The 26,826-nt window shown below is 72.1% G+C and carries 30 protein-coding genes; 16 read left to right on the top strand and 14 right to left on the bottom strand.

From position 1 onward, the window contains the following. The first annotated feature begins 104 nt into the window (after window positions 1-104). The 3 genes from OHT74_RS32135 to OHT74_RS32125 all read left to right on the top strand — a co-directional run bounded on the left by OHT74_RS32135 (window position 105) and on the right by OHT74_RS32125 (window position 2,144). Window positions 105-1,067 (top strand): cytochrome c oxidase assembly protein, encoded by a 963-nt coding sequence (locus OHT74_RS32135; protein WP_328622087.1) that lies wholly within the window; start codon window positions 105-107, stop codon window positions 1,065-1,067. A gap of 32 nt (window positions 1,068-1,099) precedes the next feature. Beyond that, window positions 1,100-1,258: a hypothetical protein gene (locus OHT74_RS32130; RefSeq protein ID WP_266669261.1), complete on the top strand. Its 159-nt coding sequence runs from the start codon at window positions 1,100-1,102 to the stop codon at window positions 1,256-1,258. 175 nt (window positions 1,259-1,433) lie between these two features. Then, complete coding sequence (locus tag OHT74_RS32125) at window positions 1,434-2,144, top strand: lysophospholipid acyltransferase family protein (RefSeq protein WP_266669259.1); 711 nt, start codon at window positions 1,434-1,436, stop codon at window positions 2,142-2,144. A 96-nt stretch (window positions 2,145-2,240) separates the two neighbouring features. On the opposite strand, the gene OHT74_RS32120 is transcribed toward OHT74_RS32125, so the two are convergent. From OHT74_RS32120 to OHT74_RS32090, 7 genes are all read right to left on the bottom strand, one after another. Then, window positions 2,241-3,905, bottom strand: a complete 1,665-nt coding sequence (locus OHT74_RS32120) for an alpha/beta hydrolase (RefSeq protein WP_328622086.1) — start codon at window positions 3,903-3,905, stop codon at window positions 2,241-2,243. 192 nt (window positions 3,906-4,097) lie between these two features. Beyond that, a complete protein-coding gene (locus OHT74_RS32115; protein ID WP_328622085.1) occupies window positions 4,098-4,868 on the bottom strand; it encodes an urease accessory protein UreD in 771 nt (256 codons plus the stop codon). A gap of 83 nt (window positions 4,869-4,951) precedes the next feature. Continuing rightward, the gene (gene ureG / locus OHT74_RS32110; RefSeq protein ID WP_266669255.1) at window positions 4,952-5,638 is read right to left on the bottom strand and encodes an urease accessory protein UreG; all 687 of its coding nucleotides are present in this window, start codon (window positions 5,636-5,638) and stop codon (window positions 4,952-4,954) included. A 52-nt stretch (window positions 5,639-5,690) separates the two neighbouring features. After that, window positions 5,691-6,365, bottom strand: coding sequence for an urease accessory protein UreF (locus OHT74_RS32105; RefSeq protein WP_328622084.1), 675 nt, complete (start codon window positions 6,363-6,365; stop codon window positions 5,691-5,693). Window positions 6,366-6,395: 30 nt separating this feature from the next. Beyond that, entirely contained in the window at window positions 6,396-8,117 is a 1,722-nt protein-coding gene (locus tag OHT74_RS32100) for an urease subunit alpha (protein ID WP_266669253.1), read from the bottom strand. After that, the gene (locus OHT74_RS32095; protein WP_267000816.1) at window positions 8,110-8,421 is read right to left on the bottom strand and encodes an urease subunit beta; all 312 of its coding nucleotides are present in this window, start codon (window positions 8,419-8,421) and stop codon (window positions 8,110-8,112) included. Before OHT74_RS32095 ends, OHT74_RS32100 begins: the two co-directional genes overlap by 8 nt. A gap of 14 nt (window positions 8,422-8,435) precedes the next feature. Then, window positions 8,436-8,738: an urease subunit gamma gene (locus OHT74_RS32090; protein ID WP_266669251.1), complete on the bottom strand. Its 303-nt coding sequence runs from the start codon at window positions 8,736-8,738 to the stop codon at window positions 8,436-8,438. Window positions 8,739-9,078: 340 nt separating this feature from the next. On the opposite strand from OHT74_RS32090, the gene OHT74_RS32085 reads away from it, so the two are divergent. After that, a complete protein-coding gene (locus tag OHT74_RS32085; protein ID WP_328622083.1) occupies window positions 9,079-9,468 on the top strand; it encodes a VOC family protein in 390 nt (129 codons plus the stop codon). 7 nt (window positions 9,469-9,475) lie between these two features. Here OHT74_RS32085 and OHT74_RS32080 read toward each other — a convergent pair whose 3' ends face one another. After that, a complete protein-coding gene (locus tag OHT74_RS32080; protein ID WP_266669249.1) occupies window positions 9,476-9,925 on the bottom strand; it encodes an ATP-binding protein in 450 nt (149 codons plus the stop codon). A gap of 194 nt (window positions 9,926-10,119) precedes the next feature. Between OHT74_RS32080 and OHT74_RS32075 the strand changes: the two genes are divergently transcribed. Together OHT74_RS32075 and OHT74_RS32070 are read left to right on the top strand one after the other, a co-directional pair. Then, a complete protein-coding gene (locus tag OHT74_RS32075; protein WP_266669248.1) occupies window positions 10,120-11,004 on the top strand; it encodes a helix-turn-helix domain-containing protein in 885 nt (294 codons plus the stop codon). Window positions 11,005-11,016: 12 nt separating this feature from the next. Further along, a complete protein-coding gene (locus OHT74_RS32070; RefSeq protein WP_266631458.1) occupies window positions 11,017-11,241 on the top strand; it encodes a DUF397 domain-containing protein in 225 nt (74 codons plus the stop codon). 4 nt (window positions 11,242-11,245) lie between these two features. Here the strand turns inward: OHT74_RS32070 and OHT74_RS32065 are convergent, their stop codons facing one another. Beyond that, complete coding sequence (locus OHT74_RS32065) at window positions 11,246-12,418, bottom strand: 8-amino-7-oxononanoate synthase (RefSeq protein ID WP_328622082.1); 1,173 nt, start codon at window positions 12,416-12,418, stop codon at window positions 11,246-11,248. A gap of 156 nt (window positions 12,419-12,574) precedes the next feature. Here OHT74_RS32065 and bioB point away from each other — a divergent pair, with 156 nt between their 5' ends. Genes bioB through bioD form a run of 3 tightly spaced genes read left to right on the top strand, consistent with a single transcriptional unit; the run spans window position 12,575 to window position 15,843 of the window. Then, the gene (gene bioB / locus OHT74_RS32060; protein ID WP_328622081.1) at window positions 12,575-13,816 is read left to right on the top strand and encodes a biotin synthase BioB; all 1,242 of its coding nucleotides are present in this window, start codon (window positions 12,575-12,577) and stop codon (window positions 13,814-13,816) included. After that, complete coding sequence (locus OHT74_RS32055; RefSeq protein ID WP_266669245.1) at window positions 13,809-15,122, top strand: adenosylmethionine--8-amino-7-oxononanoate transaminase; 1,314 nt, start codon at window positions 13,809-13,811, stop codon at window positions 15,120-15,122. The genes bioB and OHT74_RS32055 overlap by 8 nt, the downstream gene beginning before the upstream one ends. 1 nt (window position 15,123) lies before the next feature. Continuing rightward, window positions 15,124-15,843 carry a dethiobiotin synthase gene (gene bioD, locus OHT74_RS32050; RefSeq protein WP_266669244.1) on the top strand — a complete coding sequence of 240 codons (720 nt, stop codon included), beginning with the start codon at window positions 15,124-15,126 and terminating at the stop codon, window positions 15,841-15,843. Window positions 15,844-15,912: 69 nt separating this feature from the next. Here bioD and OHT74_RS32045 read toward each other — a convergent pair whose 3' ends face one another. Next, on the bottom strand, window positions 15,913-16,536 hold the full coding sequence (locus tag OHT74_RS32045) for a hypothetical protein (RefSeq protein ID WP_328622080.1): 624 nt from the start codon (window positions 16,534-16,536) through the stop codon (window positions 15,913-15,915). A gap of 247 nt (window positions 16,537-16,783) precedes the next feature. On the opposite strand from OHT74_RS32045, the gene OHT74_RS32040 reads away from it, so the two are divergent. Then, entirely contained in the window at window positions 16,784-17,449 is a 666-nt protein-coding gene (locus OHT74_RS32040; protein WP_328622079.1) for a class I SAM-dependent methyltransferase, read from the top strand. Window positions 17,450-17,492: 43 nt separating this feature from the next. Here the strand turns inward: OHT74_RS32040 and OHT74_RS32035 are convergent, their stop codons facing one another. Continuing rightward, on the bottom strand, window positions 17,493-17,918 hold the full coding sequence (locus OHT74_RS32035; protein WP_266669241.1) for a GNAT family N-acetyltransferase: 426 nt from the start codon (window positions 17,916-17,918) through the stop codon (window positions 17,493-17,495). Between the two features lie 194 nt (window positions 17,919-18,112). Here OHT74_RS32035 and OHT74_RS32030 point away from each other — a divergent pair, with 194 nt between their 5' ends. The 5 genes from OHT74_RS32030 to mug all read left to right on the top strand — a co-directional run bounded on the left by OHT74_RS32030 (window position 18,113) and on the right by mug (window position 23,379). Next, window positions 18,113-19,453, top strand: coding sequence for a hemolysin family protein (locus OHT74_RS32030; RefSeq protein WP_328622078.1), 1,341 nt, complete (start codon window positions 18,113-18,115; stop codon window positions 19,451-19,453). Continuing rightward, the gene (locus OHT74_RS32025; protein ID WP_266669239.1) at window positions 19,450-20,475 is read left to right on the top strand and encodes a hemolysin family protein; all 1,026 of its coding nucleotides are present in this window, start codon (window positions 19,450-19,452) and stop codon (window positions 20,473-20,475) included. The genes OHT74_RS32030 and OHT74_RS32025 overlap by 4 nt, the downstream gene beginning before the upstream one ends. Before the next feature lie 68 nt (window positions 20,476-20,543). Further along, window positions 20,544-21,335 (top strand): SGNH/GDSL hydrolase family protein, encoded by a 792-nt coding sequence (locus OHT74_RS32020; protein WP_328622077.1) that lies wholly within the window; start codon window positions 20,544-20,546, stop codon window positions 21,333-21,335. Window positions 21,336-21,406: 71 nt separating this feature from the next. Next, complete coding sequence (gene purB / locus OHT74_RS32015; protein ID WP_266669237.1) at window positions 21,407-22,840, top strand: adenylosuccinate lyase; 1,434 nt, start codon at window positions 21,407-21,409, stop codon at window positions 22,838-22,840. Then, window positions 22,837-23,379 carry a G/U mismatch-specific DNA glycosylase gene (gene mug, locus OHT74_RS32010; protein ID WP_328623435.1) on the top strand — a complete coding sequence of 181 codons (543 nt, stop codon included), beginning with the start codon at window positions 22,837-22,839 and terminating at the stop codon, window positions 23,377-23,379. Before purB ends, mug begins: the two co-directional genes overlap by 4 nt. Here mug and OHT74_RS32005 read toward each other — a convergent pair. From OHT74_RS32005 to OHT74_RS31995, 3 genes are read right to left on the bottom strand one after another with little or no spacing between them, the layout of a single operon-like run. Further along, on the bottom strand, window positions 23,376-23,810 hold the full coding sequence (locus OHT74_RS32005; protein ID WP_266669236.1) for a hypothetical protein: 435 nt from the start codon (window positions 23,808-23,810) through the stop codon (window positions 23,376-23,378). The genes mug and OHT74_RS32005 overlap by 4 nt on opposite strands. Window positions 23,811-23,850: 40 nt before the next feature. Beyond that, the gene (locus OHT74_RS32000) at window positions 23,851-24,600 is read right to left on the bottom strand and encodes an ABC transporter permease (RefSeq protein WP_328622076.1); all 750 of its coding nucleotides are present in this window, start codon (window positions 24,598-24,600) and stop codon (window positions 23,851-23,853) included. Between the two features lie 26 nt (window positions 24,601-24,626). Next, window positions 24,627-25,538 carry an ABC transporter ATP-binding protein gene (locus OHT74_RS31995; RefSeq protein WP_328622075.1) on the bottom strand — a complete coding sequence of 304 codons (912 nt, stop codon included), beginning with the start codon at window positions 25,536-25,538 and terminating at the stop codon, window positions 24,627-24,629. A 108-nt stretch (window positions 25,539-25,646) separates the two neighbouring features. Between OHT74_RS31995 and OHT74_RS31990 the strand changes: the two genes are divergently transcribed. Continuing rightward, window positions 25,647-26,822 (top strand): sensor histidine kinase, encoded by a 1,176-nt coding sequence (locus OHT74_RS31990; RefSeq protein ID WP_328622074.1) that lies wholly within the window; start codon window positions 25,647-25,649, stop codon window positions 26,820-26,822. Window positions 26,823-26,826: the final 4 nt, after the last annotated feature.

The following is a 26,826-nucleotide window of genomic DNA, read 5'->3' as shown; positions in this document are numbered from 1 at the left end:
TCCCCCCTTTTACGCCAATACCCCGTAGTGCCCGCCCCCGGACGAGTTCGTGTCCGGGGGCGGCACTACTGTGGTGGGGCACCACAGGTCAAGGGAGTGGACAGATGGATCACAGCGGTCACGGCATGGACATGCACATGGACATGGACCTGCCGCCGTTTACTCTCGGGCGCGGGCTGGAGTTCTCCTTCGACGCCTTCTTCCTGATCGGCTCGCTCGTGGGCCTCGGCCTGTACCTGTGGGGTGTGGTGCGGCTGCGCCGGCGCGGGGACGCCTGGCCGCTGGGCCGGACCATCGCCTTCACCGCCGGCGTGCTGAGCATCGCCCTCATGATGTGCACCAAGCTGAACGACTACGGCATGGTCATGTTCAGCGTGCACATGGTCCAGCACATGGTCATCAGCATGCTCTCGCCGATCCTGCTGCTGCTGGGCGCACCGGTGACGCTGGCGCTGCGCGCGCTGCCGCCCGCCGCCCGCGGCCGCAAGGGACCGCGCGAGCTGCTGCTGATGCTGCTGCACAGCCGCTACATGAAGGTGATCACCCACCCGGTGTTCACCATCCCGATGTTCATCGCGAGCCTCTACGCGCTCTACTTCACGCCGCTCTTCGACTTCCTCATGGGGAGCAGGGCCGGGCACATCGGCATGATGGTGCACTTCCTGGCCGTCGGTCTGATCTTCTTCTGGCCGATCATGGGCGTGGACCCGGGCCCGCACCGCCCCGGATACGTGATGCGGATGCTGGAGCTCTTCGCCGGCATGCCGTTCCACGCCTTCTTCGGCATCGCCGTGATGATGGCGAGCGAGCCGATGATCAAGACGTACGCGAACCCGCCGGCCTCCCTCGGCATCGACCCGCTGCTCGACCAGCAGTGGGGCGGCGGCATCGCCTGGGCCTTCAGCGAGATCCCGTCGGTACTGGTGCTGATCGCGCTGGTCTACCAGTGGTACCACTCCGAGCAGCGGGCGGCGAAGCGCGCGGACCGGGCCGCGGACCGCGACGGCGACCAGGAGCTGGAGGCGTACAACTCCTATCTCGCCTCGCTCCAAGCGCGTGGCCAGTAGCGGAGGAGCACCTTCGCGCGCGACCATGGGGCATGACCGGATCCGTTAAGGCGATGGCCGTCATGACCTTCGCCGCTCTGGTGGCCGTCGCCACGTACTCCGTGGCCCTCGGCAGCAACGGCTGGCTGTGGTTCGCCTGGGTGGTCCTCGGCCTGCTGACCGCCGGCATGGCGGCGTCCAGCAAGACGTGAACCGACGCACCCGCACCACCTGCCCCTGGTCCTCAGCCTGGTCCTGAGCCTGTCGCAGGCCGGGCTGCCGGCCGCCGTGATCCTGTGCCGGCCGGTCGGATTCTGGTTCGCCATGCCCATCTGGCACCGTGTGCGGCACACTGACCTGACGCCCAGGTGAAGGGAAAATGCCCCGGTGTTCTACCACTTGCTCAAGCACGTGCTGCTCGGTCCGCTGCTGCGGCTGCTGTTCCGCCCGCGCATCGAGGGACTGGAGAACATCCCGCCGGAAGGGGCCGCGATCATCGCGGGCAACCATCTGTCCTTCTCCGACCACTTCCTGATGCCTGCCATCCTCAAACGCCGGATCACGTTCCTCGCGAAGGCGGAGTACTTCACCGGTCCCGGGGTGAAGGGGCGGCTGACCGCGTTCTTCTTCCGCAGTGCCGGGCAGATCCCGGTGGACCGGTCGGGCAAGGACGCCGGACAGGCCGCGCTGCGCGAGGGGCTCGGAGTACTGGCCAAGGGTGAGCTGCTGGGCATCTACCCCGAGGGCACGCGCTCCCACGACGGGCGGCTGTACAAGGGCAAGGTGGGCGTGGCCGCGATGGCGCTCGGGGCCGGGGTGCCCGTCGTACCGTGCGCGATGGTCGGCACCTTCGAGATCCAGCCGCCCGGGCAGAGGATCCCGAACATCCGGCGGGTGACGATCCGCTTCGGCAAGCCGCTGGACTTCTCGCGGTACGCCGGGCTGGAGGGCGAGCGGGCCGTGCTGCGGGCCGTCACCGACGAGATCATGTACGCCGTCCTCGAGCTGTCCGGCCAGGAGTACGTCGACCGGTACGCCGCCGAGGTCAAGGCGGAGGAGGAGGAAGCGCGGAAGAAGGCCCGGCGCAAGACGCGCTGAGCCTTCTCCCGTGCTGTGCTGTGCCGTGCTGTGCTGTGCCGTGCCGTGCCGTGTTCTGCCGGCCGTGCTCAGTACTGCTTCATGCCACCGCAGGCCTTAGCGGACGGCGGGCAGTTCCTCGAGCGCCGGCAGGGCGGACGCCGGGGCCGTGGCGAGCGACTTCGCAGTGGCCGGGGCCGGGGCGACCGGAGTGGCGTGCGGACCGCACTTCACGTCCGCGGCGTCGACCTTGCCCTCGAGCAGGTAGGCGTCCACCCGGGTGTTGATGCAGGGGTTCACCAGGCTGGTGACACCGTGCGAGCCGGCGTTCTGCTCGGTGATCAGGCGCGAGCCGGCGAGGCGGCGGTGCAGCTCGACGCCACCCTCGTACGGCGTGGCCGCGTCACGCTCGGACTGGACGATCAGGACCGGGGCCAGGCCGTGCTTGGCACCGACCTCGATCGGCTTGCTCTGCTTGGACTTCCAGGTCGCGCAGGGCAGGTTCATCCACGCGTTGGACCAGGTCAGGAACGGGTACTTCTCGTGCAGCTTGCTGTTGTCCTTGTCCCACTTGGCCCAGCTGGTCGGCCACTTGGCGTCGGCGCACTCGACCGCGGTGTACACCGCGTTGCCGTTCTCCGAGGCGATGTTGCCCTTGATGTCGGACATGTCCGGGGAGATCGCCTCGATCAGCGGCTTCTCGTCACCGGCCACGTACGCGCTGAACGCCTGGGCGACGGGCACCCAGGAGGAGTCGTAGTACGGGGCGCCCTGGAAGAAGCCGATGAGCTCGGCCGGGCCGACGACCCCGCCGAGCGGGTTGGCCTTGGCCTTGGCGCGCAGCTCCTGCCACTTGGCCTCGACCTTGGCGCGGGTGTCGCCGATGTGGAAGACGTTGTCGTTCTTGGCGACCCAGTCCTGCCAGTCGTTCCAGCGCATCTGGAAGGCGACGTCCTGCTCGAGGTTCGCCTCGTACCAGATGTTCTCCTGCGCCGGGTTGACGACGCTGTCGACGATCATGCGGCGCACGTGGGTCGGGAACAGGGTCGCGTAGACGCCGCCGATGTAGGTGCCGTAGGAGACGCCGATGAAGTTCAGCTTCTTCTCGCCGAGGGCGGCACGGATGACGTCCAGGTCACGCGCGATGTTCGGCGTGGTCATGTACGGCAGCATGTCGCCGCTGCGCTCCTTGCAGCCGTCCGCGTACTCCGCGGCGAGCTTGCGCTGGGCGTTCTTGTCGGCCTTGCTGTCCGGGACCGGGTCGGCCTTGGGAGCCTTCACGAACTCCTGCGGGTCGATGCAGGAGATGGGCGCCGAGTGGCCGACACCGCGGGGGTCGAAGCCCACGAAGTCGTAGGCCTTGGAGGTGTTCACCCAGAGGGGCGACTTGGTGGTGACCCGGCGCGGGAAGCGCATGCCGGAACCGCCGGGGCCGCCCGGGTTGTAGAGGAGCGCGCCCTGGCGCTCCTGCTTGGTGCCGGTGCTGACGGCGCGGTCGACCGCGAGGTCGATCGTCTTGCCGAACGGCTTCGAGTAGTCGAGCGGGACCTTGACCCAGCCACACTGGATCGGGGCCTCGAAGCCCCAGTCGGCGGGGCAGTCCTTCCACTCGACACCGGTGGCTGCGGCGCGGGCCGCGGCGAGCTGGACGCCCAGCCCTTCCGGAAGCGGGGTGTTCTGGGTGGACGAAGCCGCGGCGGCCGGCGGGGCCAGCAGCAGGCCCGCGGCCAGCGCTCCGGTGATCAAAGTGGCAGCGCTCCCCAGCGCTGCAGTGCGTATCACGTGGTTGTTCCCCCTGCGTCAGGCCCGGCCGGAGGAGGCCGGGTTGGTCGGGTGCAGTCGGTCTCTGCAGGTGGATCCTTTCGTCTGACCTACACCTGACAACAGACCAAGGTCGCGTTCTTTGCCAACCCGATAACCGGAAAGGCGTGTACCGCTGAGCGGTGTCGCATTCGTCCCAGGTTTGCTCGGCAGTTACCAGCCGTACGTGCGCCACGCCGCGTCGAGTACCTCGCGCAGCCGCAGCCCGTCCGGCGCCAGAGCCGTCACGAGGACGGCGGGACCGGCCAGCGGAGTGACGGCCGCGAACTCCCCGAGCACCGCGGCGGCCGGCGGCGACACGGCGAATGCCGGGTCCACGACCAGGAGCTGACCGAGCGCCCGATGCCCCGCCAGCCCCGCCGGCCCGTCCCAGCCCCCGGGCGCCCCCGGACCGCAGGCCAGCTCCTGGTCCAGCAACGGGGTCCCGCCCCGGGTCACGGCGAGCCTGCTGCGCAGCAGCCCCGGCTCCTCCCCCGTCCGGCCCAGCACCTGCTCCTCGCGCAGCAGCAGCCGGGCCGTGGGGGCGAGTTCGGCCCGGGTGTGCACCCGCAGGTCGCTGCCGCGTACGGAGACCAGCGGCTCCGGCAGCCACCGTACGGCCGCGTCCTCGGCCAGGGTCAGCCGTACGTCGTACCGCGCGGGCTCGCCACCGCGTCCGGGCAGTGCCAGGGTGGCCGCCGCCGAGGCCAGGGCGAGCCGGGCCCCGGGGCCGACGGCGGCCTCCACCGTGAGGTGGTCCCCGCCGAGCGGGGCGCTCATCGCGCCGACCAGCATCACGCCGGCCTCGGCGGCCGTGCCCCTGGTGCGGCGCAGCGCGAGCGGTCCCTCACCGGCCAGCAGCGGCAGGGCGGTACCGCCGCGGCCGTCGGCGACGGCGGAGATCCGGGCGGTGGCCCGTACACCGGCCGGAGCAAGGGCGGGCACAGGAGCAGTGGGCGCAGCGGAAGCAGGCGGGGCAGGGGCCGGGACCGGCGGGGCGGCGGGAGGCGCGGGGGCCGCCGTAGGGCTCACCGCGCGGCCCAGGCGGTGATCCGCTCGCGCACCCATGCGGCCACCGGCGCCACGCCGTCCTCCGCGCGCAGCGACTGGAAGGCGACGGGGAGTTCGCCGCGCTGCTCGGCGGCGTCGCGGGCCATCCGGTCCAGGTCGGAGCCCACGTAGGGGGCGAGGTCGGTCTTGTTGACGACGAGCAGGTCGGCGGTGGTGACGCCGGGGCCGCCCTTGCGCGGGATGTCGTCGCCGCCCGCCACGTCGATGACGAAGATCTGGGCGTCGACGAGGCCGCGGGAGAAGGTGGCGGTGAGGTTGTCGCCGCCGGACTCGACGAGGATCAGGTCGAGCGGGCCGACCGTCTCCTCGAGCTCCTCGACCGCCTCCAGATTGGCGGAGATGTCGTCGCGGATGGCGGTGTGCGGGCAGGCACCGGTCTCCACCGCGCTGATCCTCTCGGGCGGCAGGACGGCCTCGCGGAGCAGGAACTCGGCGTCCTCCCGGGTGTAGATGTCGTTGGTGACGACGGCCATGGAAAGCTCGGTGCGCAGGGCGCGGCAGAGGGCGGCGACGGTGGCCGTCTTGCCGGAGCCGACGGGTCCGCCGAGGCCGATCCGCAGGGCGCGGCGCGAGCCGTCCGCCCGTACCGGCTCGGCGCTGTGGGTGTGACGCTGGGGGTAGGTCACGCCGTGGTCGAGGTGCATGGGGGTCTCCGGAGTCAATCGTGGCGGCGGTCGGGAAGCGGTGAGGAGGCGGTCACGAGGCGAAGAGCCGTACCGGCCAGGCCGCATGGCTCTCCGCCGCGATGTCCAGCAGCGGCGAGGAGGCCGCGGGCAGCGCGTCCGGGCCCTCCGACCGGGACCGGTGCGCGGCCTGCGCGGCCCGGGCGGCGACGGCGTCGAGCTCGGGGGCGAGGCGGGCCAGGACCCCGCTCGCCTCGAACGGGTCCAGGCCGAGCAGCCGCACGGTCGCGGTCGCCGGTCCGCTCACGCTCTCGTACGCCGCCACGTGCGCGGCTTGCAGCGGCCCGAGCCCGGCCGCCCGGGCGGTGAGCCCGAGCACCACCGGCTGGTGCGCCCCGCGCGGGAAGGCCGCGGCGAGCGCGTCGAGTTCGGCCGCCGGCCAGGTGGCCCGGGCCGCCCGCAGCAGCTGCCGGCCCAGCCGCCGCGCCGCGGTGCGCAGCGCGGGCGACGGCGTGCGGGCGTCGGCGGCCGTGTCGAGGACCGCCGGGTCGAGCCCGAGGGCTGCGGCGGCCGCGAGTGCGGCGGCGACGAGTCCGGCCGTGTGCAGCCGGCCGCGGCAGAACTCCTCGAGGGTGGCGGCGTCGTGGATCCGGCCGGCCTTGCAGGCGGCTTCGGCCCCGCCCGAGTGGGCGTGCCCGCCGGCGGGGAAGCGGCCGTCGGCGAGCACGAGCAGTGCGGCGAGGCTCATCGGGCTGCGCCCGTCGCAAGAGGCCCCATGTCAGAACAGGAAGTAGCGCTGGGCCATGGGCAGTTCCGCCGCGGGCGCGGGCTCCACGGCCTCCCCGTCGATGGTGACCGTGAAGGTGTCGGCGTCGACCTCGACCCTCGGCATGGCGTCGTTGTTGCGCATGTCCGCCTTGCTCACCTTGCGGGTGCTCTCTATGGCCACGAACTGCTTGCCGAGTCCGAGCCGTTCGGGCAGCGCGTCGTCGAGCGCGGCCTGCGCGGTGAAGTTGACCGAGTTCAGCCCGGGGGCCCGGCCGTGGCCGCCGAACATCGGGCGGGGCAGCACCGGCTGCGGGGTGGGGATGGAGGCGTTCGCATCGCCCATCTGGGCGTACGCGATCTGGCCACCCTTGATGACCACTTCGGGCTTGACCCCGAAGAAGGCCGGAGTCCACAGCACCAGGTCGGCGAGCTTGCCGGTCTCCACCGAGCCGATCTCTCGCGCGAGGCCCTGGGCCACGGCGGGGTTGATCGTGTACTTCGCGACGTACCGGCGGGCGCGGTGGTTGTCGGCGGGTCCGTCGCCGGGCAGGAAGCCGCGCCGCTTCTTCATCACGTGGGCGGTCTGCCAGGTGCGCAGCACGACCTCGCCGACGCGGCCCATGGCCTGGGCGTCGGAGGAGATGATGGAGATGGCGCCGAGGTCGTGCAGGACGTCCTCGGCGGCGATGGTCGAGGGCCTGATCCGGGACTCGGCGAACGCGAGGTCCTCGGGGACGGCCGGGTTCAGGTGGTGGCAGACCATCAGCATGTCGAGGTGTTCGTCGATGGTGTTGACGGTGTGCGGCCGGGTCGGGTTGGTGGAGCTGGGCAGGATGTTCGGCTCGGAGACCACGGTGATGATGTCGGGTGCGTGCCCGCCGCCCGCGCCCTCGGTGTGGTACGAGTGGATGGTCCGCCCGGCGATGGCGGCGAGGGTGTCGCCGACGAATCCGGCTTCGTTGAGGGTGTCGGTGTGGATGGCGACCTGGGCGCCGGTCTCCTCGCAGACGCTCAGGCAGGCGTCGATGACGGCGGGGGTGGTTCCCCAGTCCTCGTGGAGCTTGAACCCGAGGGCTCCGCCGCGCAGCTGGGAGTGCATGGCCTCGCGGGACATCGTGTTGCCCTTGCCCAGCAGGCCGATGTTGACGGGGTAGGACTCCAGTGCCGCGAACATCCGGGCGAGGTGCCAGGGGCCGGGGGTGACGGTGGTGGCCTTGGTGCCCTCGGCGGGTCCGGTGCCGCCGCCGACGAGGGTGGTGATGCCGGAGGCCAGGGCCTCGTCGACGACGGTCGGGGAGATGAAGTGCACGTGCGCGTCGATGGCGCCCGCGGTGACGATCTTCCCGTTGCCCGCGATGATCTCGGTCTCGGGGCCGATCACGAGTGCGGGATCCACCCCGTCCATCGTGTCGGGGTTGCCGGCCTTGCCGATGCCGCAGATGCGGCCGTCGCGGATGCCGATGTCGGCCTTGACGATGCCCCAGTGGTCGAGGACGACGACTCCGGTGATCACGGTGTCGGGGGCGCCCTCGGCGCGGGTGGTCCGGGCCTGGCCCATGGACTCGCGGATCACCTTGCCGCCGCCGAACACGGCCTCGTCGCCGGAGCGTCCGGGGCCGCCGCTGAGATCCTGCTCGATCTCGACGAAGAGGTCGGTGTCCGCGAGCCGGATCCGGTCGCCGGCGGTCGGTCCGAAGAGGTCGGCGTACGCCCTGCGGTCGAGCTCAGCCATCGAGCGGCCCTCCGGTCTCGCCGCGCAGGCCCGGTACGGTCCGCAGCCCGCCCAGCGGTACGAGTTCCACGGCGACCGGGATGCCCGGCTCGAAGCGCACGGCGGTGCCGGCGGCGATGTTGAGCCGCAGGCCGCGGGCGGCCCGACGGTCGAAGTCGAGACCGGGGTTGGCCTCGGCGAAGTGGTAGTGGGAGCCGACCTGGACGGGCCGGTCGGCGGCGTTGAGCACGGTGAGGCGGGTGACGGGACGGCCCTCGTTGAGGCGCACCGGGCCGTCCCCGTGGACGATTTCGCCGGGGATCATGCGGGTACGCCCCTTCAGACGATCGGGTCGTGGACGGTGACGAGCTTGGTTCCGTCCGGGAAGGTCGCCTCGACCTGGACGTCGTGGATCATCTCGGGGATCCCCTCCATCACCTCGGCGCGGCCGAGCACGGTGCGGCCGGAGGCCATGAGCTCGGCCACGGTCCGCCCGTCGCGGGCCCCTTCGAGGATGTGCGACGTGATCAGGGCGACCGCTTCGGGGTGGTTGAGGAGGACCCCGCGCGCTCTGCGCCTCTCGGCCACGTCGGCGGCCACGTGGATGAGCAGTCGTTCCTGCTCGTGCGGTGTCAGTTGCACTCGTAACTCACCAAGCTTCCAGGACAAGATCGACATCGAGCCGGGCCGACCCTAGCGACCTTCAACACTTCGTTGACCTGCGCATATCCGAGCCAAGCATGTCTTGCCCAACGCAGAGAAAGGCTTTCCGTCCCGAGCACCGCCGTTTTACCCGCGGATGGGTGATCATTGACGGAACACCGTGGCCCGCCACGCTAGGCGCCGCGCTTTTCCGCCGCGTTAACCCACGTTTCGGGCAGGCACCCGGTTCAACTCCCGGGCCGCCCCCATCCGGTTCCGTATACGGACCGGACCGACGGTCCCACGGCCACCGCCGCAGGACCCGCCGCAGAGGAGATGCATGTTCGTCAACCCGGTCCGCCACATCACCTTCGACTCGCTCGAGCCCTACAAGACCGCCGAGTTCTGGTCCGCCGTGACCGGCTTCCCGATCCACCCGGACGACGTGGAGGGCGACGACGAGATCCTGCTGGACCCGGCGCAGCCCGGGGTCCCGGGTCTGCTCTTCATCCGTGTACCGGACGCCAAATCCGTCAAGAACCGGGTCCACCTGGACATCCAGCCGCCCACCGGCACCCGGGACGAGACCGTCGAGCGGCTCATCGGGCTCGGGGCGAAGCTGGTCGACGACCGGCGCCGGGAGGACGGCTCCGGCTGGGCCGTGCTCGCCGACCCGGAGGGCAACGAACTGTGCATCGAGCGCAGCGCCGCGGAGCGCGGGCAGGGCTGAGCTCGGCTCAACAGCCGGTGACGCTCTTCGCGGGAGCCCCGACGGGCCAGGGCAGGGCGATCCAGACGGTCTTGCCGCCGTCCTCGGTGGGGCTGACGGAGAGCCGGCCGCCGGCTTCGGCGGTGAGCCAGCGGATGATCACCATCCCCCGGCCGTTGTCCTGCTGGACGGCGGCCGGGAGGCGCTTGGGCCAGCGCGGGTGGCTGTCGGTCACCCCGACGCGGAGCCACTCCCCGCGCTCGAGGCGGATGTCGACGGTGAAGGTGGGTGACTGGCCGAAGGTGTGCTGCACGGCGTTGGTGGCGAGCTCCGAGACGATCAGCCGGACACTGTCTGCGGTGTCGGCCTCGTCGGGCAGTCCCCATTCGCCGAGCACCTCCGCGACGTAGCGGCGGGCGGTGGCGACCGAGGCGGGATCGCTCGGCAGAGTGACGGATGCTTCCTGGTGGTCTGCCATGGCGACGGTCCCTTTCCCACCGGGGCGAAACCCCGGATCTGTGCTGGACGCCAGAGTGCCACCCATCGTCCGGCCGGTGCTGCCGTTCCCCCAAGATCTGCATATATCTGTCGCTCAATGCAGTGAACTCTGCTACGGAAGAGCTTATTTGGACGGCAGACTGGTGCGAGCTGTGCCGGTGGAAGGAGGCGGGTATGCAGCACGGTCCCGCGGTGCGTCGGCGCAAGCTCGGCGAGGAACTGCGCGCGCTGCGCGACCGGACCGGACTCACCAGTGGTGAGGCGGCCCGGATCGCGGGGTGGCACCAGTCGAAAATCAGCCGCATCGAAACAGGGCGCAGTGGCGTGAAACCGGAGGACATCCGCCGCCTCCTCGATGTCTACGCAGAGGTCGTCAGCCCCGAGCAGCGGGCGCTGCTGGAGGCCCTGTCGGCCTCGGCGGCGGGCCCCGGGCCGGGCGGGGACACCGGGCGCGGCCGCCAGTGGTGGCACGACTACCGGGGGCTGCTGCCGCAGGAGTACCGGGATTTCATCAGCCTGGAGGCGAGCGCCCGCTCGGCCCGTACGGTCGAGCTCTCCGTGGTGCCCGGCCTGCTGCAGACCCCGGAGTACGCGCGGGCGGTGACCCGGGCCGCGCTCGGCGGGCTGCCGGAACCCAAGGTCGACGCGCTGGTCGACGTACGGCTGGCCCGGCAGTCGGTGCTGCGGGCCGATCCCCCGCTGGAGCTGAGCGCCGTACTGGACGAGGCGGTGCTGCGGCGGCAGATCGGCGGCCCCGGGGTGATGGCGGCGCAATTGCGGCATCTGGCGCAGGTGGCCCGACTGCCCCAAGTGCGGTTGCAGGTACTTCCGTTCAGTGTGGGGGGTCATCTCGGCCTGACCGGACCGTTCGTTATTTTCTCATTTCCGAACATCGCCGATCTGGATGTGGTGGTCCTCGACCATTTGACGAGTAGCCTCTATCTGGAGCGGAAGGAAGACCTCGAGGCGTACAGCGCCGCATTCCGCACCATCCAGGCGCACGCCCTCCCGCCCCAGGACTCGTCGGATCTCATCAGCTCACTCGCTGACGACGCGTAAGGAGGCACCCCCGTGTCCGCAACCCCCCTCTCCACCAGCGGACTTCTGATCAGCGCGCGGTGGCGGCGGAGCAGCCGCAGCACCGGAATGAACAACTGCGTGGAAACGGCCGTCCTCAGTGGCAGCGGCCTGCTGGCCGTCCGCGACTCCAAGCGGACGGACGGCCCGGCCGTGCTCTTCACCGGGCCGGCCTGGGACGGCTTCCTCGCATCCGTACGGGCGGACGTGCTCGCATGACGCCCTAGCGGTCCGTGGCTCCGGCCGGGGCGGTCCCCAGGATCGTCTCGACGGCACGGTCGATCTCGTCCCCCGTGAGATCGGCCCGTGCGGTCAGCCGCAGCCGGGAGATGCCGTCCGGCACCGACGGCGGACGGAAGCATCCCACGGACAGACCTGCCTCGCGGCAGTCGGCGGCCCAGCGCAGTGCCGCCGAAGCCGACGGGGCCCGTACCGACACCACGGCCGCGTCCGGCCGGGCCGCGGTCAGGCCGGACGCGGTGAGCCGCCCGTACAGCCGGTCGGCCACCTCGCGGGCCCGGCCGGCGCGCTCCGGTTCCCGCTGGAGCAGGCGCAGGCTCGCCAGCGCCGCACCCGCGGCGGCCGGTGCCAGCCCGGTGTCGAAGATGAAGGTCCGCGCCGTGTTGACGAGGTGCCGGATCACCTTGGCCGGGCCGAGCACCGCTCCGCCCTGGCTGCCCAGGGACTTCGAGAGCGTGAGGGTGGCGACCACTCCCGGCGCGCCCGCGAGTCCGGCCGCGTGCAGGGCTCCGCGGCCGCCCACCCCCAGTACGCCGAGCCCGTGGGCGTCGTCCACGACCAGGGCCGCGCCCTCCTCCCGGCAGGCGGCCGCGTACGCCGCGAGCGGGGCAGCGTCCCCGTCCACGGAGAACACCGAGTCGCTGACCAGCAGCGCCCTGCCCTCGTGCGTGGCGAGCGTCTTGCGCGCGGCCTCCGGGTCGGAGTGCGAGATGACCTCGGTCCCGGCGCGGGAGAGCCGGCAGCCGTCGACGATCGAGGCGTGGTTGCCGGCGTCGGACACGACCAGGGTGCCCCGGTCGCTGAGCGCGGTGACGGCCGCCAGATTGGCGGCGTACCCGGAGGACAGGACGAGCGCGGCCTCGAACCCGCAGAAGGCCGCGAGTTCCCGCTCGAGCTCCGCATGGAGCTCGGTCGTACCGGTCACCAGGCGTGATCCCGTGGCCCCGGCGCCCCACCGCTCGGCCGCCTCGCGCGCGCCGCGCACGGTCTCGGGGTGCCGGGACAGGCCGAGGTAGTCGTTGCTCGCGAGGTCCAGCAGCGGCGAGGAGGCCGGGCGGGGGCGCAGCGTCCGGACCAGCCCGGCCTTCTCACGCGCCCGCTCCGCGTCGTCGATCCAGGCGAACACGTCATCGGGCTCGGGGCTCTGCTGGGGCATCGGCGGGTCCTCGTGTTTTGTCGGCTGTCCACAGGCGTGCCTGACCCTAACGGCCGTCACCCGAGTGCCAGGTGTGGCGATACACACACTCCGTTCCGGCCATGTTGTGCGATCTCTCCTTGGCCGGGAGTGGTCGTGTGGTCCAGGATCGGCGTCATGGACCTGCTGAACACCCTGGTGGACAAGGGGCTGCGGCGCGAGCTGCCGACCCGCGAAGAGGCACTCGCCGTACTGGCGACCTCTGACGACGAACTGCTCGACGTGGTGGCCGCGGCCGGCAAGGTGCGCCGCCAGTGGTTCGGGCGTCGGGTCAAGCTGAACTACCTGGTCAACCTGAAGTCCGGGCTCTGCCCGGAGGACTGCTCCTACTGTTCCCAGCGGCTGGGATCGAAGGCGGAGATCCTCAAGTACACGTGGCTGAAGCCGGAGGAGGCCTCCCAGGCCGCCGCGGCCGGTGTGGCGGGCGGCGCGAAGCGCGTCTGCCTGGTGGCGAGCGGGCGCGGTCCGACGGACCGCGACGTGGAGCGGGTCGGCAAGACGATCGAGGCGATCAAGGAGCAGAACGAGGGCGTCGAGGTGTGCGCATGCCTCGGCCTGCTCTCGGACGGCCAGGCCGAGCGCCTGAAGGACGCGGGCGCCGACGCCTACAACCACAACCTCAACACCTCCGAGGCCACGTACGGTCAGATCACCAAGACCCACACCTACGCGGACCGGGTCGACACGGTACAGAAGGCGCACGCGGCGGGCCTGTCCGCCTGCTCCGGTCTCATCGCGGGCATGGGCGAGAGCGACGAGGACCTGGTCGACGTCGTCTTCTCGCTGCGCGGGCTGGACCCGGACTCGGTGCCGGTCAACTTCCTGATCCCGTTCGAGGGCACCCCGCTGGCCAAGGAGTGGAACCTCACCCCGCAGCGCTGCCTCCGGATCCTCGCGATGGTGCGGTTCGTCTGCCCCGACATCGAGGTCCGGCTCGCGGGCGGGCGCGAGGTGCACCTGCGCACCATGCAGCCGCTGGCGCTCCAGCTGGTGAACTCGATCTTCCTCGGCGACTACCTCACCAGTGAGGGCCAGGCCGGCCAGGCCGACCTCGACATGATCGCGGACGCCGGCTTCGAGGTGGAGGGCGCCGGTACGACGACCCTCCCGGCGCACCGTGCGGACGCGATGGCCGCGGCCGCCGCGTCCCACGGACCGTGCGGCTCCTCGGCGGCCGAGGCGGGCTGCGGCTCGGCGTGCGGCGGCTGCTCGGGCCACGAGCCCGAGGCCGTCCCGGCACAGGCGGCGGCCCAGGCGCCGGCTCAGGCGCCGGCTCAGGCTTCGGCGGGCGAGGTCCGCCCGGGCCTGGTGGCGGTCCGCCGCCGGGGCGCGGGAACGGACCTCGCGCCCAATGCCTGACCAGCACCACGCGATGCCGGCCGCGGAACTGCTCGCGCTGGACCGGCAGCACGTCTGGCACCCGTACGGCCCCATGCCCGGGCGGCAGGAGCCGCTGGTCGTCTCCTCCGCCTCGGGCGTCCGGCTGCGGCTGGCCGAGCCCTCCCAGGGACAGGACGAGCTGGTCGACGGCATGTCCTCCTGGTGGTCGGCGATCCACGGCTACAACCACCCGGTACTGAACGAGGCCGTGACCGACCAGCTCGGCCGCATGTCCCACGTGATGTTCGGCGGGCTCACCCACGAGCCCGCCGTCCGGCTGGCCGCCCGGCTGGTGGAGATCACCCCGCCCGGCCTGGAGCACGTCTTCCTCGCCGACTCGGGCTCGGTCTCGGTCGAGGTCGCGGTGAAGATGTGCCTCCAGTACTGGCGTTCCATCGGCCGGCCCGGCAAGACCAGGCTGCTGACCTGGCGCGGCGGGTACCACGGGGACACATGGACGCCGATGGCGGTCTGCGACCCCGAGGGCGGTATGCACGAGCTCTGGTCGGGGATCCTCCCGCGCCAGGTCTTCGCCGACGTGCCGCCGAGCGGCTTCGACGCGCCCGTGGACCCCGCGTACGTCGACCACCTGCGCTCCCTGCTGTCCGCGCACGCGGACGAGCTGGCCGCGGTGATCGTGGAACCGGTGGTCCAGGGCGCGGGCGGCATGCGCTTCCACAACCCGGGCTACCTGCGGGTGCTGCGCGAACTGTGCGACGAGTACGACGTCCTGCTCATCCTGGACGAGATCGCGACGGGCTTCGGCCGCACCGGCGCCCTGTTCGCGGCGGACCACGCGGGGATGACCCCGGACGTGATGTGCCTGGGCAAGTCCCTGACCGGCGGCTACCTCACGCTGGCGGCCACGCTGTGCACGGAGCGGGTGGCGGACGGGATCTCCCAGGGCGCCGTACCGGTCCTCGCGCACGGGCCGACGTTCATGGGCAACCCGCTCGCCACGGCCGTGGCGCTGGCTTCGATCGACCTGCTGCTCGGCCAGGACTGGCAGCGTGAGGTCAAGCGCATCGAGGCGGGTCTCGTGGCGGGCCTGGCCCCGGCGCAGGACCTGCCCGGCGTCCGGGACGTACGCGTCCTGGGCGCGATCGGCGTGGTCCAGCTGACCCACGAGGTCGACGTGGCCGCGGCGACCCGGGCGGCGGTCCGCGAAGGCGTGTGGGTGCGCCCGTTCAGGGACCTGATCTACGTGATGCCGCCGTTCGTCACGGGCGACGGCGACGTGGCCCGCATCTGCCGCGCGGTGTGCGCGGCGGCGGCGGAGGGCTGACATGACGGTACTCATGGTCTCGGGCACGGGCACGGAGATCGGCAAGACGGTGGTCACGTCGGCGATCGCGGCGGCCGCCGTGGCGGCGGGCCGCTCGGTGGCGGTCCTCAAGCCCGCGCAGACCGGCGTGGACGCGACCGAGCCGGGCGACGCGGCGGAAGCCGTCCGCCTGGCCGGCCCCACGGTCACGGCGGTGGAACTGGCCCGCTACCCGGAGCCGTTGGCCCCCGACACGGCGGCCCGCCGCGCGGGCCTGCCCACGGTCTCGCCGAGCGCCGTCGCGGAGGCGGCGAACCGGCTCGCCCGCTCCCACGACCTGGTCCTGGTGGAGGGTGCGGGCGGCCTCCTGGTCCGCTTCGACGAGGCGGGCCACACGCTGGCCGATGCGGCCCGCCTCCTCGGCGCCCCGGTGCTGGTGGTCGCCCCGGCGGCCCTCGGCACCCTCAACTCCACGACCCTGACGGCCGAGGCCCTCCGGGCACGGGAGCTGGAGGCCCTGGGCGTGGTCATCGGCAGCTGGCCGGCCGAGCCGGACCTGGCCTGCCGCTGCAACCTGGCGGACCTCCCGTCGTCCTCCGGGCTCCCGCTGCTGGGCGCCGTCCCGGAGGCTTCGGGGTCCCTGTCCCCGGAGTCCTTCCGTACGGCGGCCCCCACCTGGCTGTCCCCCGCCCTCGCGGGCACCTGGTCCCCGGAGTCGTTCCTGACGGCCTGGCAGCCCTGATCCCGGACCCGGACCTCATCGGCCCGGCGGCGCCACCCGGCCCGCCGGGCCGTTCCGGCAGCGGCGCGTTCAGTGGCCGCCGCGGGGCTCGTTGCAGCCGCCCTCCATGTAGACCCCGTGAGCCTTCACGCTCATCGGCGGGGTCAAATGGCCCGTCACACACGGCCCGCTCTCCGGAATCGACAGGACGAACGAGAGGTTGCCCGTGCTCGATGCGTACACGCTTCCGGTCTCCGGCTCGTAGCCCATCCCGGTCAGGAGCCCGCTGAGCTCCTCCTTCGACTTCGGTCCGCCCTTCCCGTCCTCGCCGCCCAGCGCCTTCTTGATCCGCGCGGCGTGCGCGTCGCCCCGGCACTTGGTCGCAGGCGTGAGCGTGGCCTCGTTCTTGTACGCGTGGTTCTCCGCGTACTTGCCCGCTGCGGGGTCCGTGGGGAGTTCACCGGGCGTGGCCGACCCGGTCGGGGCCGCACGCTCCTCGCCCTCGCACAACTGCGCCACCTCGGGGAAGAGCTTGTCGTGGCGGGCCACCGCGGCTGCCGCCTCGGCGGCGTAGTCCGGGGTCCGGCCGGGCGACAGCACCGGGGACGGGTCCGCTGCCGCGCCGCTCCCGGACACCGTGGTGCCGCAGGCGGTCAGCGCGAGCAGTCCTGCAGCGAGCAGCACGGCGCCGGCGGGGCTGGTACGGGATGTCACTGGGTCTCCACTTTTCCCTGGGCGGGCCCCGGCGGGCGGGGCGGATCCCCCGATTGTCCCCACCGCAGGTCCCGGGCTCCTGAGTACGCGTACTCAATCGACACGCGGACGGCCGTCCCCGACGAGCGCCCCGGCGGGGCCGCGGGAGGCGGTCCCGCCCGCCGGCGCCGGTTTTGCGGGCCGCCGGGACGGGGAACAGCCCGGAAGGGCAACCGCACCCGCCCCCTCCCCGCCCCGGAGACCCGCCATGGCCACACCGCACCAAGACCCGGACTCCGTCAGCCACCCCCTCTTCGCCCGGTTCTACGCCCGGTTCAGCACCACCGCCGATGCCCGCGGAGGCATCGCCGCCCTCCGCAGCGAACTCCTGCACGGGGTGTCCGGCCGGGTCATCGAGATCGGCGCCGGCAACGGCCTCAACTTCGCCCACTACCCGCGCGCCGTCTCCGAGGTCGTCGCCGTCGAACCGGAACGGAGACTGCGCCGGCTCGCGGCCGACGCCGCCCTGCGCGCCGAGGTACCCGTCGACGTCGTACCGGGTGTCGCCGAGGCCCTCCCGGTCAAGAGCGAGGCCTTCGACGCCGCCGTCGCCTCCCTCGTGCTGTGCACCGTGCGGGACCTGCCCCGCTCGCTCGCGGAGCTCCACCGGGTGCTGCGCCCCGACGCCGAGCTCCGCTTCTTCGAGCACGGCCGGGCGCCCACCCGCGGCATGGCCGCCGCCCAGCGCACGCTGGACCGGACCGTGTGGCCCCACCTCTTCGGCGGGTGCCACACCTCCCGGGACCCAGCCGCCGCGATCGAGGCGGCCGGCTTCCGGGTCGTCTCGTACCGCAGTTTCCGGCTGCCCGAGCGCGGACCGGCCCTCCCCACCTCGTACTGCGTGATCGGTTCCGCCCGCCGCGGTCCCGCATAGGGGGTGTCCGGCGCCCGGCGGGCCGGGCCCGGCCCGCCGGGCCTCAGCCGCCCAGCGGCTTGACCCAGCGTGTCCAGGTGTCCTGGCGGTGGTACCCGGCCGCGTCCCACGCCCCGTGCGCCTGCTCGTTGCGGTCCAGCACCATGGCGTCCGCACGCCGTCCGCCGAGCGCCTCGAAGCGCTCCTCCGCGGCGGCCAGCAGCGCCGATGCGATGCCCTGGCGGCGGTGTGCCGGGTGAACCGCGAGCCGGTAGAGGTGGCAGCGCCAGCCGTCGAAGCCGGCGATCACGGTGCCCACCAGTTCGCCTTCGCGCCGGGCGAGCAGCAGGGCGTGCGGATCGCGGGCGTGGAGCTGCTCGACCCCGGCGAGGTCGTCGCTGATACTCGTTCCCTCGGCAGCGGTCTTCCAGAAGTCGAGCGCGGCGGTGAGATCGGCGGCCGACGCGGGACCGATGTGAAGATCGCTCATGTCCGGATCCCATCATCCGGGTGCATTCCCCCAAACGAATGATCCGATCTCTTTGCCCGTCCTTTACCCTTGTGGAGCAAGCCGACCGACTCGATCGAAAGGTGTGAGCGTCCGCCCATGGGCGAGCCCCCCAGTACCCGACATCGCGCGATACCCCTCCTCCTGACTGATCATGGAACGGAGGTGACCGACCGATGACCGAAGTGCTCCTGCTCCTCGTGGCGCTGCTGCTCTGCCTTGCCTGCGGAGTCTTCGTCGCGGCCGAGTTCTCGCTGACCACCGTCGAGCGCAGCGAGCTCGACCAAGCCGTCGAGCGCGGTGAGCGCGGGGCCGAGAGCGCCCTGGCGGCCGTGCGCAGCCTGACGTTCCAGCTCTCCGGCGCCCAGCTCGGCATCACCGTGACCGGCCTGGTCATCGGCATGATCTCCAAGCCGTCGATCGCCGCCCTGCTCCAGGGCCCCTTCGAGGCCATGGGGCTGTCGGCCGGCGCCGCTTCCTCCACCGCCCTGATCCTGGGCACGGTGGTGTCGACCGTCGTCCTGATGGTCGTCGGCGAGCTGGTGCCCAAGAACTGGGCGATCTCGTCCCCGCTGGCCATCGCCAAACGGGTGGCCACCATGCAACGGGTCTTCAGCCGCGCCTTCCGGCCGTTCATCAGCCATCTGAACAGCACGGCGAACCACATGGTCCGCCGGTTCGGCATGGAGCCGGCCGAGGAGCTGGCCTCCGCGCGCACCCCGCAGGAGCTGGTGGCGCTGGCCCGGCACTCCGCCAAGGCGGGCGCGCTGGAGAAGGACACCGCCGAGCTGTTCGTACGGACCCTGAACCTGGCCGACCTGACCGCGGAGAACGTCATGACCCCGCGCGTCCAGGTCACCGCCCTCGACGTGCACACCACCGCCGAGGACGTGGCGAACGCGACGCTGGCGACCGGTCTGTCGCGCTTCCCGGTCTACCGGGGCAGCCTCGACACCGTCGTCGGCACCGTCCATATCAAGGACGTGCTCGCGCTGCACGCCGAGGAACGGCGCCGCCGGCCCGTCTCCCAGCTGCTGCGCCAACCGCTGCTGGTGCCGGAGTCGCTGACCGTGGACCGACTGCTGGACCTGCTGTCCGGCCGCCAGACGATGGCCGTGGTGATCGACGAGTACGGCGGCACCGCCGGCGTGGTCACCCTGGAGGACATCGTCGAGGAGGTCGTCGGCGAGGTGCGCGACGAGCACGACCCGCACGAGACCGCGGACTTGGCCCCGGCCGGTACGGACGCCTCCGGGCGCCGCCTCTACTCCGCCGACGGCGCCGCGCGCACCGACCAGCTGGAGCGGATCGGACTGCGCGTGCCGGACGGCCCGTACGAGACGCTGGCCGGGCTGATAGCGACCGAGCTGGGCCGGATCCCGGCCGTCGGCGACAGCATGGAGCTGGGCGGCTGGCGGATCGACGTGGTGGACGCCAGCGGGCGGCGGGCGGCGCGGGTGCTGCTGCACGCGCCCGTCGAGCCGTCGCAGGACATGGGTGGGGAGGAAGCCCGATGACGGTGCTCCAACTGCTGATCGGCCTGGCGACCCTGGTCGTCAACGCCTTCTTCGTCGGCGCCGAGTTCGCGCTGATCTCGGTGCGGCGCAGCCAGATCGAGCCGTACGCCGAGCAGGGCGACCGGCGGGCCCGCGCCGTGCTGTGGGGCCTGGAGCACCTGTCGGCGCTGATGGCGGCGGCGCAGCTCGGCATCACGCTGTGCACCCTGGTCCTCGGTGTGGTGGCCGAGCCTGCCATCGCCCACCTGCTGACCCCGCTGTTCGACCTGTTCGGGGTGCCGTCCGGGCTGACACACGCGATCTCGTTCGTGGTGGCCCTGGCGCTGGCGACGTACCTGCACATGCTCTTCGGCGAGATGCTGCCGAAGAACGTGGCCCTGTCCGAGCCGGTGCGCACCGCGCTGCTGCTCGGCCCGCCGCTGGTGACCCTGGCCCGGGCGCTGAAGCCGGTGATCTTCGCGATCAACGCCTTCGCCAACCTCCTGCTGCGGCTGCTGCGGGTGGAGGTGAAGGACGAGGTCGCGGCGACCTTCACGGACGACGAGCTGGCCCGGATCGTGAAGGACTCCAGCAACGCCGGGCTGATCGACGACCGGGCGAGCGAGCGGCTGCACGACGCCCTGGAGCTGGGCCGGCGGCCGGTCACCGATGTGGTGCTGCCGCTGGACGGGGTCGTGGTGGCCCGCGAGGGCATCACGCCGGCGGAACTGGAGCGGCTGTCGGCCGAGTCCGGGTACTCCCGCTTCCCGGTGATCGGCGCCCAGGCCAGGATCCTCGGATACCTGCACGTCAAGGACGCCCTGGACGCGGACGGACCGGAGCGGGACCAGCCGTTCCCGGTGTCCGTGCTGCGCCCGATCGCCCAGGTGCGGGCCGAGACGCCGCTGGACGACGTGCTGACCGCGATGCGGCGCAGCCGGACGCACCTGGCGGCGGTCATGGGTTCGGGCGGGGCGATGACGGGCCTGGTCACGATGGAGGACGTGCTGCGCGAGCTGTTCGGCAGGCCGGCCTCCGCCTGACGCGGCTGCTACCGCGCGGTACCCCGGCCCTGCGGGGCCGAACTACCGCGCGGTAGCATCGCTCCGCCATGGAGATGAATGCGCCTTACACCAGTTTCGTCGCGGTCGGCGACTCCTTCACCGAGGGCATGTCCGACCTGCTGCCCAACGGCTCCTACCGCGGCTGGGCCGATCTGCTGGCCGCCCGCCTCGCGGCGCGCGAGCCCGGCTTCCGGTACGCGAACCTCGCGGTCCGCGGGAAGCTGATCGGGCAGATCGCCGAGGATCAGGCCCCGGTCGCGGCGGCGATGCGCGCCGATGTGGTGACCCTGGTGGGAGGCCTGAACGACGCCCTGCGTCCGAAGGTCGACATGGGCCGGGTGCGCGGGCACCTGGAGGAGGCCGTGGGGTTGCTGGCCCCCACGTGCCGGACGCTGGTGCTGATGCGCTCCCCGGGGCGCAACGGGCCGGTGATGGACCGCTTCCGGCCGCGCATGGAGGAGCTCTTCGGCATCATCGAGGAGCTGGCCGCCCGGAACGGGGCCTTGGTGGTGGACCTGTACGGGGCCGGTGTGCTGGCCGACCCCCGCATGTGGGACGTGGACCGGCTGCACCTGACGGCCGAAGGCCACCGCCGGGTGGCGGAGGCGGTCTGGCAGACGCTGGGACTGCCGCCCGAGCAGGACTGGCGCGCCGAGCTCGCGCCCGCGGTGCCCCCGGGCTGGGCCGTACGCCGCTCCCAGGACCTGAGCTTCGCGCGGCAGCACCTGCTGCCCTGGGTCGGCCGCCGGCTGACGGGCCGCTCCTCGGGGGACGGCCGCCCGGCCAAGCGCCCGGAGCTGCTGCCGTACGAGGCCACCGCGGGCGAGCGGCTCTCGTAGCAAGGCACAATCCGGGGCGGGGTCGCCACCTGCGTAAACGCACAGCTGCGGCCCAAGTAGAATCCCTACACGTGACAGCCAAGCCCCGCATCCCCAATGTCCTGGCCGGCCGCTACGCCTCCGCGGAGCTCGCCGTCCTGTGGTCCCCCGAGTACAAGGTGACGCTGGAGCGGCGGCTGTGGCTCGCCGTGCTCCGTGCCCAGAAGGACCTCGGCATCGACGTCCCGGACGCCGCCCTCGCCGACTACGAGCGCGTCCTGGAGACGGTCGACCTCGCCTCCATCGCCGAGCGCGAGAAGGTCACCCGGCACGACGTGAAGGCCCGCATCGAGGAGTTCAACGCCCTCGCCGGCCACGAGCACGTCCACAAGGGCATGACCTCCCGCGACCTCACCGAGAACGTCGAGCAGCTGCAGATCCGGCTCTCGCTGGAGCTGGCCCGCGACCGCACGGTCGCCGTCCTCGCCCGCCTCGGCAAGCTGGCCGGCGAGCACGCCGAGCTGGTCATGGCCGGACGCTCCCACAACGTCGCCGCGCAGGCGACGACCCTGGGCAAGCGCTTCGCCACCGCGGCCGACGAGCTGCTGGTCGCCTACGACCGCCTGGAGGACCTGCTCGGCCGCTACCCGCTGCGCGGGATCAAGGGCCCGGTCGGCACCGCCCAGGACATGCTCGACCTGCTCGGCGGCGACGCCGCCAAGCTGGCCGACCTGGAGCAGCGGATCGCCACCCACCTCGGCTTCGCCCAGGCCTTCACCTCGGTCGGCCAGGTATACCCGCGCTCGCTCGACTACGACGTGGTCACCGCCCTGGTGCAGCTGGCCGCCGCCCCCTCGTCGATCGCGAAGACGATCCGCCTGATGGCCGGCCACGAGCTGGTCACCGAGGGCTTCAAGCCCGGCCAGGTCGGCTCCTCCGCGATGCCGCACAAGATGAACACCCGCTCCTGCGAGCGCGTCAACGGCCTGATGGTCATCCTGCGCGGCTACGCCTCGATGACCGGTGAGCTGGCCGGCGACCAGTGGAACGAGGGCGACGTCTCCTGCTCCGTGGTCCGCCGGGTGGCGCTGCCCGACGCGTTCTTCGCCTTCGACGGCCTGCTGGAGACCTTCCTGACGGTCCTCGACGAGTTCGGCGCCTTCCCGGCGGTCGTGGCCCGCGAGCTGGACCGCTACCTGCCGTTCCTCGCGACCACCAAGGTCCTGATGGGCGCGGTGAGGGCGGGTGTCGGCCGCGAGGCCGCCCACGAGGTCATCAAGGAGCACGCGGTGGCCTCCGCGCTCGCCATGCGCGAGCAGGGCGCCGAGCGCAACGAGCTGCTGGACAAGCTGGCCGCCGACGAGCGGATGCCGCTGGACCGGGCCCAGCTCGACGCCCTGATGGCCGACAAGCTGTCCTTCACGGGTGCCGCCGGTGACCAGGTCGCCGCGGTGGTCTCCCGTATCGAGGCGATCGCCAAGCAGCACCCGGAGGCCGCCGGGTACACGCCGGGGTCGATCCTCTGACCCCCGAAGAGCTGAGCGCCGCCCGTGACCGCGTCATCCCGGACGTGGTCGCGGGCGGTCTGCGCGTGCTGTTCTGCGGGATCAACCCGGGTCTCCTCTCCGCCGCGACGGGCCATCACTTCGCCCGCCCCGGCAACCGTTTCTGGCCCGTCCTGCACCTGTCCGGCTTCACCCCGCGCCGCTTCGCTCCAGCGGAGCAGGAGGAGCTGCTGACCCACCGGCTCGGCATCACCAACGTCGCCGCCCGCGCCACGGCCCGGGCCGACGAGCTGAGCGCCGAGGAGTTCCGCGAGGGCGGCCGCATCCTGACCGCCAAGGTGGAACAGCTGCGCCCGCAGTGGCTCGCGGTCGTCGGGGTCACGGCCTACCGCACGGCCTTCGGCGAGCGAAAAGCCCAGATCGGCCCCCAGGACCGGACCATCGGCTCCACCCGCATCTGGGCGCTCCCCAACCCCAGCGGCCTCAACGCCCACTGGACGGCAGAGTCCATGGCCCAGGAGTACGCCCGCCTCCGCGTGGCCGCCGAGGCAACCCCCTAGGGCGGGTCGATCACGGTCACCGCGGCCATGAGCTGCGGTGAGTGGTCGGCCCCCCAGCGGGCCTCGTAGACGGCGACCCAGCGGTCCCCTGCCCGCCACAGGTGCAGGTGCTCGCTCGTGTCGCCGATCTCCTGCCACGGCTGCTCCACCTCCCCGGACTCCGCCCGCAGCTTCAGGCTGTCGAGCGTGAACCGGTCGGGCTTCCCCCACCGCTCCTCCAGCCGCTGGGTCAGGGCCTCGTACTCGGCGGACACCTGGTCCTCGTGCGCCAGGCGGTCGGCCGCGTCCTCGTCCCCGTACCACCGGCTCCCGCCCAGCTCGGCGAGGTGATAGCCGGGCCCGCTGGTGCCCACTTCGGACCTGCCCCGGGCTTCGGGGAAGTCACGCGTCCGGAGCCGGTCGATCGTGTCGAGATGCTCTGCCGTGGTCATGCCGTCAGTATCCCGGGACCCACTGACAACTGGCTCGGCGTCACGCATCCCGCCGGTGGACCGCCGTCCAGCCGCCGGCCACCGCGGCCAGCGCCCACAGCGCCAGCACTCCGAGGCCGCTCCACGGACCCAGCCGACCGGCGGAGTCCAGGTGCATGACGAGCTGCCCCGCCTGGTCCGGCAGGAACTCGGCCGCACCACCGGCGGCCTGGCCGATGATGAACGGAGCCATGACGACGAAGGGTATGAGCACACTCAGCACGACCGCCGCACTGCGCAGCACCGCCGTCAGCCCGGCCGCGAACAGGGCCATGAGCATCAGGTACACACCGCTGCCGAACACGGCGCGGAGGGTGCCCGGATCCCCCAGCGAGAGCGCGTACCGACCCATCGGCACCCGGCCCAGGACGAAGGTGAGAAGGCCGGTGACCTGGCCGACCACGAAGGCGAGTACGCCCACCACGGCGATCTTCGACAGGTAGAAGCGGGTACGGTTCGGCACCGCGGTCAGCGAGGTGCGCAGGGCGCCGTTGTGGAACTCGGCGGACAGCGCGCTCGCCCCGAAGGCGAAGGCCGCTATCTGGCCGAAGTTGACGCCGTAGAAGGCCCCGATGAGCGGATCGTCCCCCATGCCGCCGGCTTCGGCCTGGCCTGTCGCCGCGGCCGCCAGCACCTGGATCCCCACGGTCGCGGCGAAGACGGCGATCAGCGCCCCGAAGGTGCCGCGGAGGGACCGTATCTTGATCCATTCCGAGCGCAGGACGGGGACGGTGGGCAGAGCGGTGCTCATGGCGAAGCCTCCTGAATCAGGTGAAGTCAGTGGGTGGCGGCGAACTGGGCGTGGTCGGCGGTGAGGTCGAGGTAGGCCTGCTCCAGCGAGGCACGTTCGTCGGAGAGTTCCAGCACGGGGATGCCCTCGCGCGCTGCCATGCCGCCGAGCTGCTCGGCGCGTATGCCATCCACGGTCCAGCGCCCGTCGTCGGCTCTCGCCATCTCGAAGCCGTCCCGGGCCAGGGCCGCCCGTAGCCGGTCCGGGTCGGAGGTACGCAGGCGCACCTTCGGGGTGCTGCGGGCTTCGATGAACTCCTCCATGGAGGAGTCGGCCAGCAGCCTGCCCTGACCGAGCACGACCAGGTGGTCGGCGAGCGCCGCGGTCTCGGACATCAGATGGCTGGAGACGAGCACCGTGCGGCCTTCGGCCGCGAGGCTCCGCATCAGCTCGCGGATCCAGATGATGCCTTCGGGGTCGAGGCCGTTGGTCGGCTCGTCCAGCAGCAGCACTGCGGGATCGCCCAGCAGCGCGGCGGCGATGCCGAGGCGTTGGCGCATGCCGAGCGAGAAGGTCTTGATCCGCCGCCCGGCCGCCGACGCGATGCCTGCCTGCTCCAGCACCTCTTCGACCCGGCCCACCGGGATGCGGTCGGCGGCGGCGAGGATGCGGAGGTGGTCCCTGGCGGTGCGCCCGCCGTGGGCCGCCTGTGCGTCCAGGAGCGCGCCGACCCGGTGGAGCGGGTCGGGGAAGTCGGTGAACCGCGCGCCGCCGATGGTGGCCGTCCCCGAGGTGATCCGGTCCAGGCCCAGCAGCAGGCGCATCGTGGTGGACTTCCCGGCTCCGTTGGGGCCGAGGAATCCGGTGACCCGCCCGGGCAGTACGTCGAAGGTGAGGTGGTCCACGGCCCGGGTGCGGCCGTATTCCTTGGTCAGTTCTCGGATCTCGATGCTGTTCATGGCTCAAGACTCGCCGTCCGACCCACCCCCTTCCCTCCCCCGTGCGAGGGTGCCGTCTCCCCCACGTGGGGGAGACGCGGCCGAGCCGCGCACTGCCACGATGGAGGCATGTACCGACTGCTCCGTGCACCGCTCCAACCGGTGACCTACTCACGCTGGTTGCATCTGTGCGTGCCCATGCTGCTGCTGGCCCTGTGGATGTTCATAAAGCCGGCGTGGCCGTGGATGCCGTTGGTCATCGTCATACCGTTCGGCCTGGTGCCGTGGGTGCGCCTCGCGGAGGGGCTGCAGGCCCAGTTTCTGCTCACGCCGCACGACCGCGGCACCCCCGACAGCGGCATCAGTGCCGCGCCGTCGGCGCGGTGGGGCGACCGGTGGCGGACGCTGCTGTGGCTCGAGGCACGCCTCGTCATCGCGCTCGCCGCCATGGCCGCGACCGTATTGCTCCCGGCGACGACGGTCGAACTGATCACGACGGCGCTCGGACACCCGCTCAACTCGGACCTCATGATCCCCTTCGCCCTGCCGCGTTGGGCCGCTGCGCTCCTCGTTCCGGTGCCGCTGGTCCTTCTCATCGTCATAGTGGTGCTGCTGGGCGAGCTGGTCACCTCCGTCGCGCACCGGCTGCTGGGGCCTTCCGCCGCCGAGCGGCTCACCGCCCTGGAGGCCCGCACCGAGCAGCTGTTGGAGCGGACCCGCATCGCGCGGGAGCTGCACGATTCGATCGGACACGCCCTGACGGTTGCCGTGTTGCAGGCGGGCGCGGCCCGGGCCGCCGGCGACCCGGAGTTCACCGACCGGGCTCTGGGCGCGATCGAGGAGACGGGCCGGGTCGCTCTGGAGGACCTGGAACGGGTCCTGCTGGTCCTGAGAGAGTCGCCGCAGCCCGCCTCGCAGCGGCCGACGCTGGCTGAGGCCGACCGGCTGCTGGAGTCGGCCCGTGCCTCGGGGGCGGAGGTGGACGCGCAACTGACGGGACGGCTCGAGCAGTTGCCGGGCCCGGTCACCCGGGAGGGTTACCGGATCCTGCAGGAGGCGCTCACGAACGTGCTGCGGCACTGCGGTCCGGTGCCTGTGCGGGTCCGGGTGGAAATGGCCGTCGGCAGGCTGGACATGGAGGTGACGAACCCGCTGCCGGAGGGACCCGCCTTCGTCCCGGGCAGGGGGAGCGGGCTGCGCGGGATGCGGGAGCGGGCCGCACTGCTCGGCGGAGAGGCCGAGACCGGGCCGTTCGAGGGCGGTTGGAGAGTGCGCGCTCGGCTTCCGCTGGAGCGAATACGCTGACCGG

The sequence above is a fragment of the Streptomyces sp. NBC_00354 genome (genome assembly GCF_036106915.1).
Classification (GTDB): Bacteria; Actinomycetota; Actinomycetes; order Streptomycetales; family Streptomycetaceae; genus Streptomyces.
Note: the sequence above shows the minus strand (reverse complement) of the source record. Positions and strands in the feature narration are given on the sequence as shown.

Excerpts from the sequence above, each read along its gene's own strand:
- OHT74_RS32135 (WP_328622087.1), top strand. The coding sequence starts at position 105 with ATGGATCACAGCGGTCACGGCATGGACATGCACATGGACATGGACCTG.
- OHT74_RS32130 (WP_266669261.1), top strand. The coding sequence starts at position 1,100 with ATGACCGGATCCGTTAAGGCGATGGCCGTCATGACCTTCGCCGCTCTG.
- ureG (WP_266669255.1), bottom strand. The coding sequence starts at position 5,638 with ATGCACCTCGACCACGGCGTGACCTACCCCCAGCGTCACACCCACAGC.
- OHT74_RS32105 (WP_328622084.1), bottom strand. The coding sequence starts at position 6,365 with ATGAGCCTCGCCGCACTGCTCGTGCTCGCCGACGGCCGCTTCCCCGCC.
- OHT74_RS32100 (WP_266669253.1), bottom strand. The coding sequence starts at position 8,117 with ATGGCTGAGCTCGACCGCAGGGCGTACGCCGACCTCTTCGGACCGACC.
- OHT74_RS32095 (WP_267000816.1), bottom strand. The coding sequence starts at position 8,421 with ATGATCCCCGGCGAAATCGTCCACGGGGACGGCCCGGTGCGCCTCAAC.
- OHT74_RS32085 (WP_328622083.1), top strand. The coding sequence starts at position 9,079 with ATGTTCGTCAACCCGGTCCGCCACATCACCTTCGACTCGCTCGAGCCC.
- OHT74_RS32080 (WP_266669249.1), bottom strand. The coding sequence starts at position 9,925 with ATGGCAGACCACCAGGAAGCATCCGTCACTCTGCCGAGCGATCCCGCC.
- OHT74_RS32075 (WP_266669248.1), top strand. The coding sequence starts at position 10,120 with ATGCAGCACGGTCCCGCGGTGCGTCGGCGCAAGCTCGGCGAGGAACTG.
- OHT74_RS32065 (WP_328622082.1), bottom strand. The coding sequence starts at position 12,418 with ATGCCCCAGCAGAGCCCCGAGCCCGATGACGTGTTCGCCTGGATCGAC.
- bioB (WP_328622081.1), top strand. The coding sequence starts at position 12,575 with ATGGACCTGCTGAACACCCTGGTGGACAAGGGGCTGCGGCGCGAGCTG.
- OHT74_RS32055 (WP_266669245.1), top strand. The coding sequence starts at position 13,809 with ATGCCTGACCAGCACCACGCGATGCCGGCCGCGGAACTGCTCGCGCTG.
- bioD (WP_266669244.1), top strand. The coding sequence starts at position 15,124 with ATGACGGTACTCATGGTCTCGGGCACGGGCACGGAGATCGGCAAGACG.
- OHT74_RS32040 (WP_328622079.1), top strand. The coding sequence starts at position 16,784 with ATGGCCACACCGCACCAAGACCCGGACTCCGTCAGCCACCCCCTCTTC.
- OHT74_RS32035 (WP_266669241.1), bottom strand. The coding sequence starts at position 17,918 with ATGAGCGATCTTCACATCGGTCCCGCGTCGGCCGCCGATCTCACCGCC.
- OHT74_RS32030 (WP_328622078.1), top strand. The coding sequence starts at position 18,113 with ATGACCGAAGTGCTCCTGCTCCTCGTGGCGCTGCTGCTCTGCCTTGCC.
- OHT74_RS32025 (WP_266669239.1), top strand. The coding sequence starts at position 19,450 with ATGACGGTGCTCCAACTGCTGATCGGCCTGGCGACCCTGGTCGTCAAC.
- OHT74_RS32020 (WP_328622077.1), top strand. The coding sequence starts at position 20,544 with ATGGAGATGAATGCGCCTTACACCAGTTTCGTCGCGGTCGGCGACTCC.
- OHT74_RS32005 (WP_266669236.1), bottom strand. The coding sequence starts at position 23,810 with ATGACCACGGCAGAGCATCTCGACACGATCGACCGGCTCCGGACGCGT.
- OHT74_RS32000 (WP_328622076.1), bottom strand. The coding sequence starts at position 24,600 with ATGAGCACCGCTCTGCCCACCGTCCCCGTCCTGCGCTCGGAATGGATC.
- OHT74_RS31995 (WP_328622075.1), bottom strand. The coding sequence starts at position 25,538 with ATGAACAGCATCGAGATCCGAGAACTGACCAAGGAATACGGCCGCACC.
- OHT74_RS31990 (WP_328622074.1), top strand. The coding sequence starts at position 25,647 with ATGTACCGACTGCTCCGTGCACCGCTCCAACCGGTGACCTACTCACGC.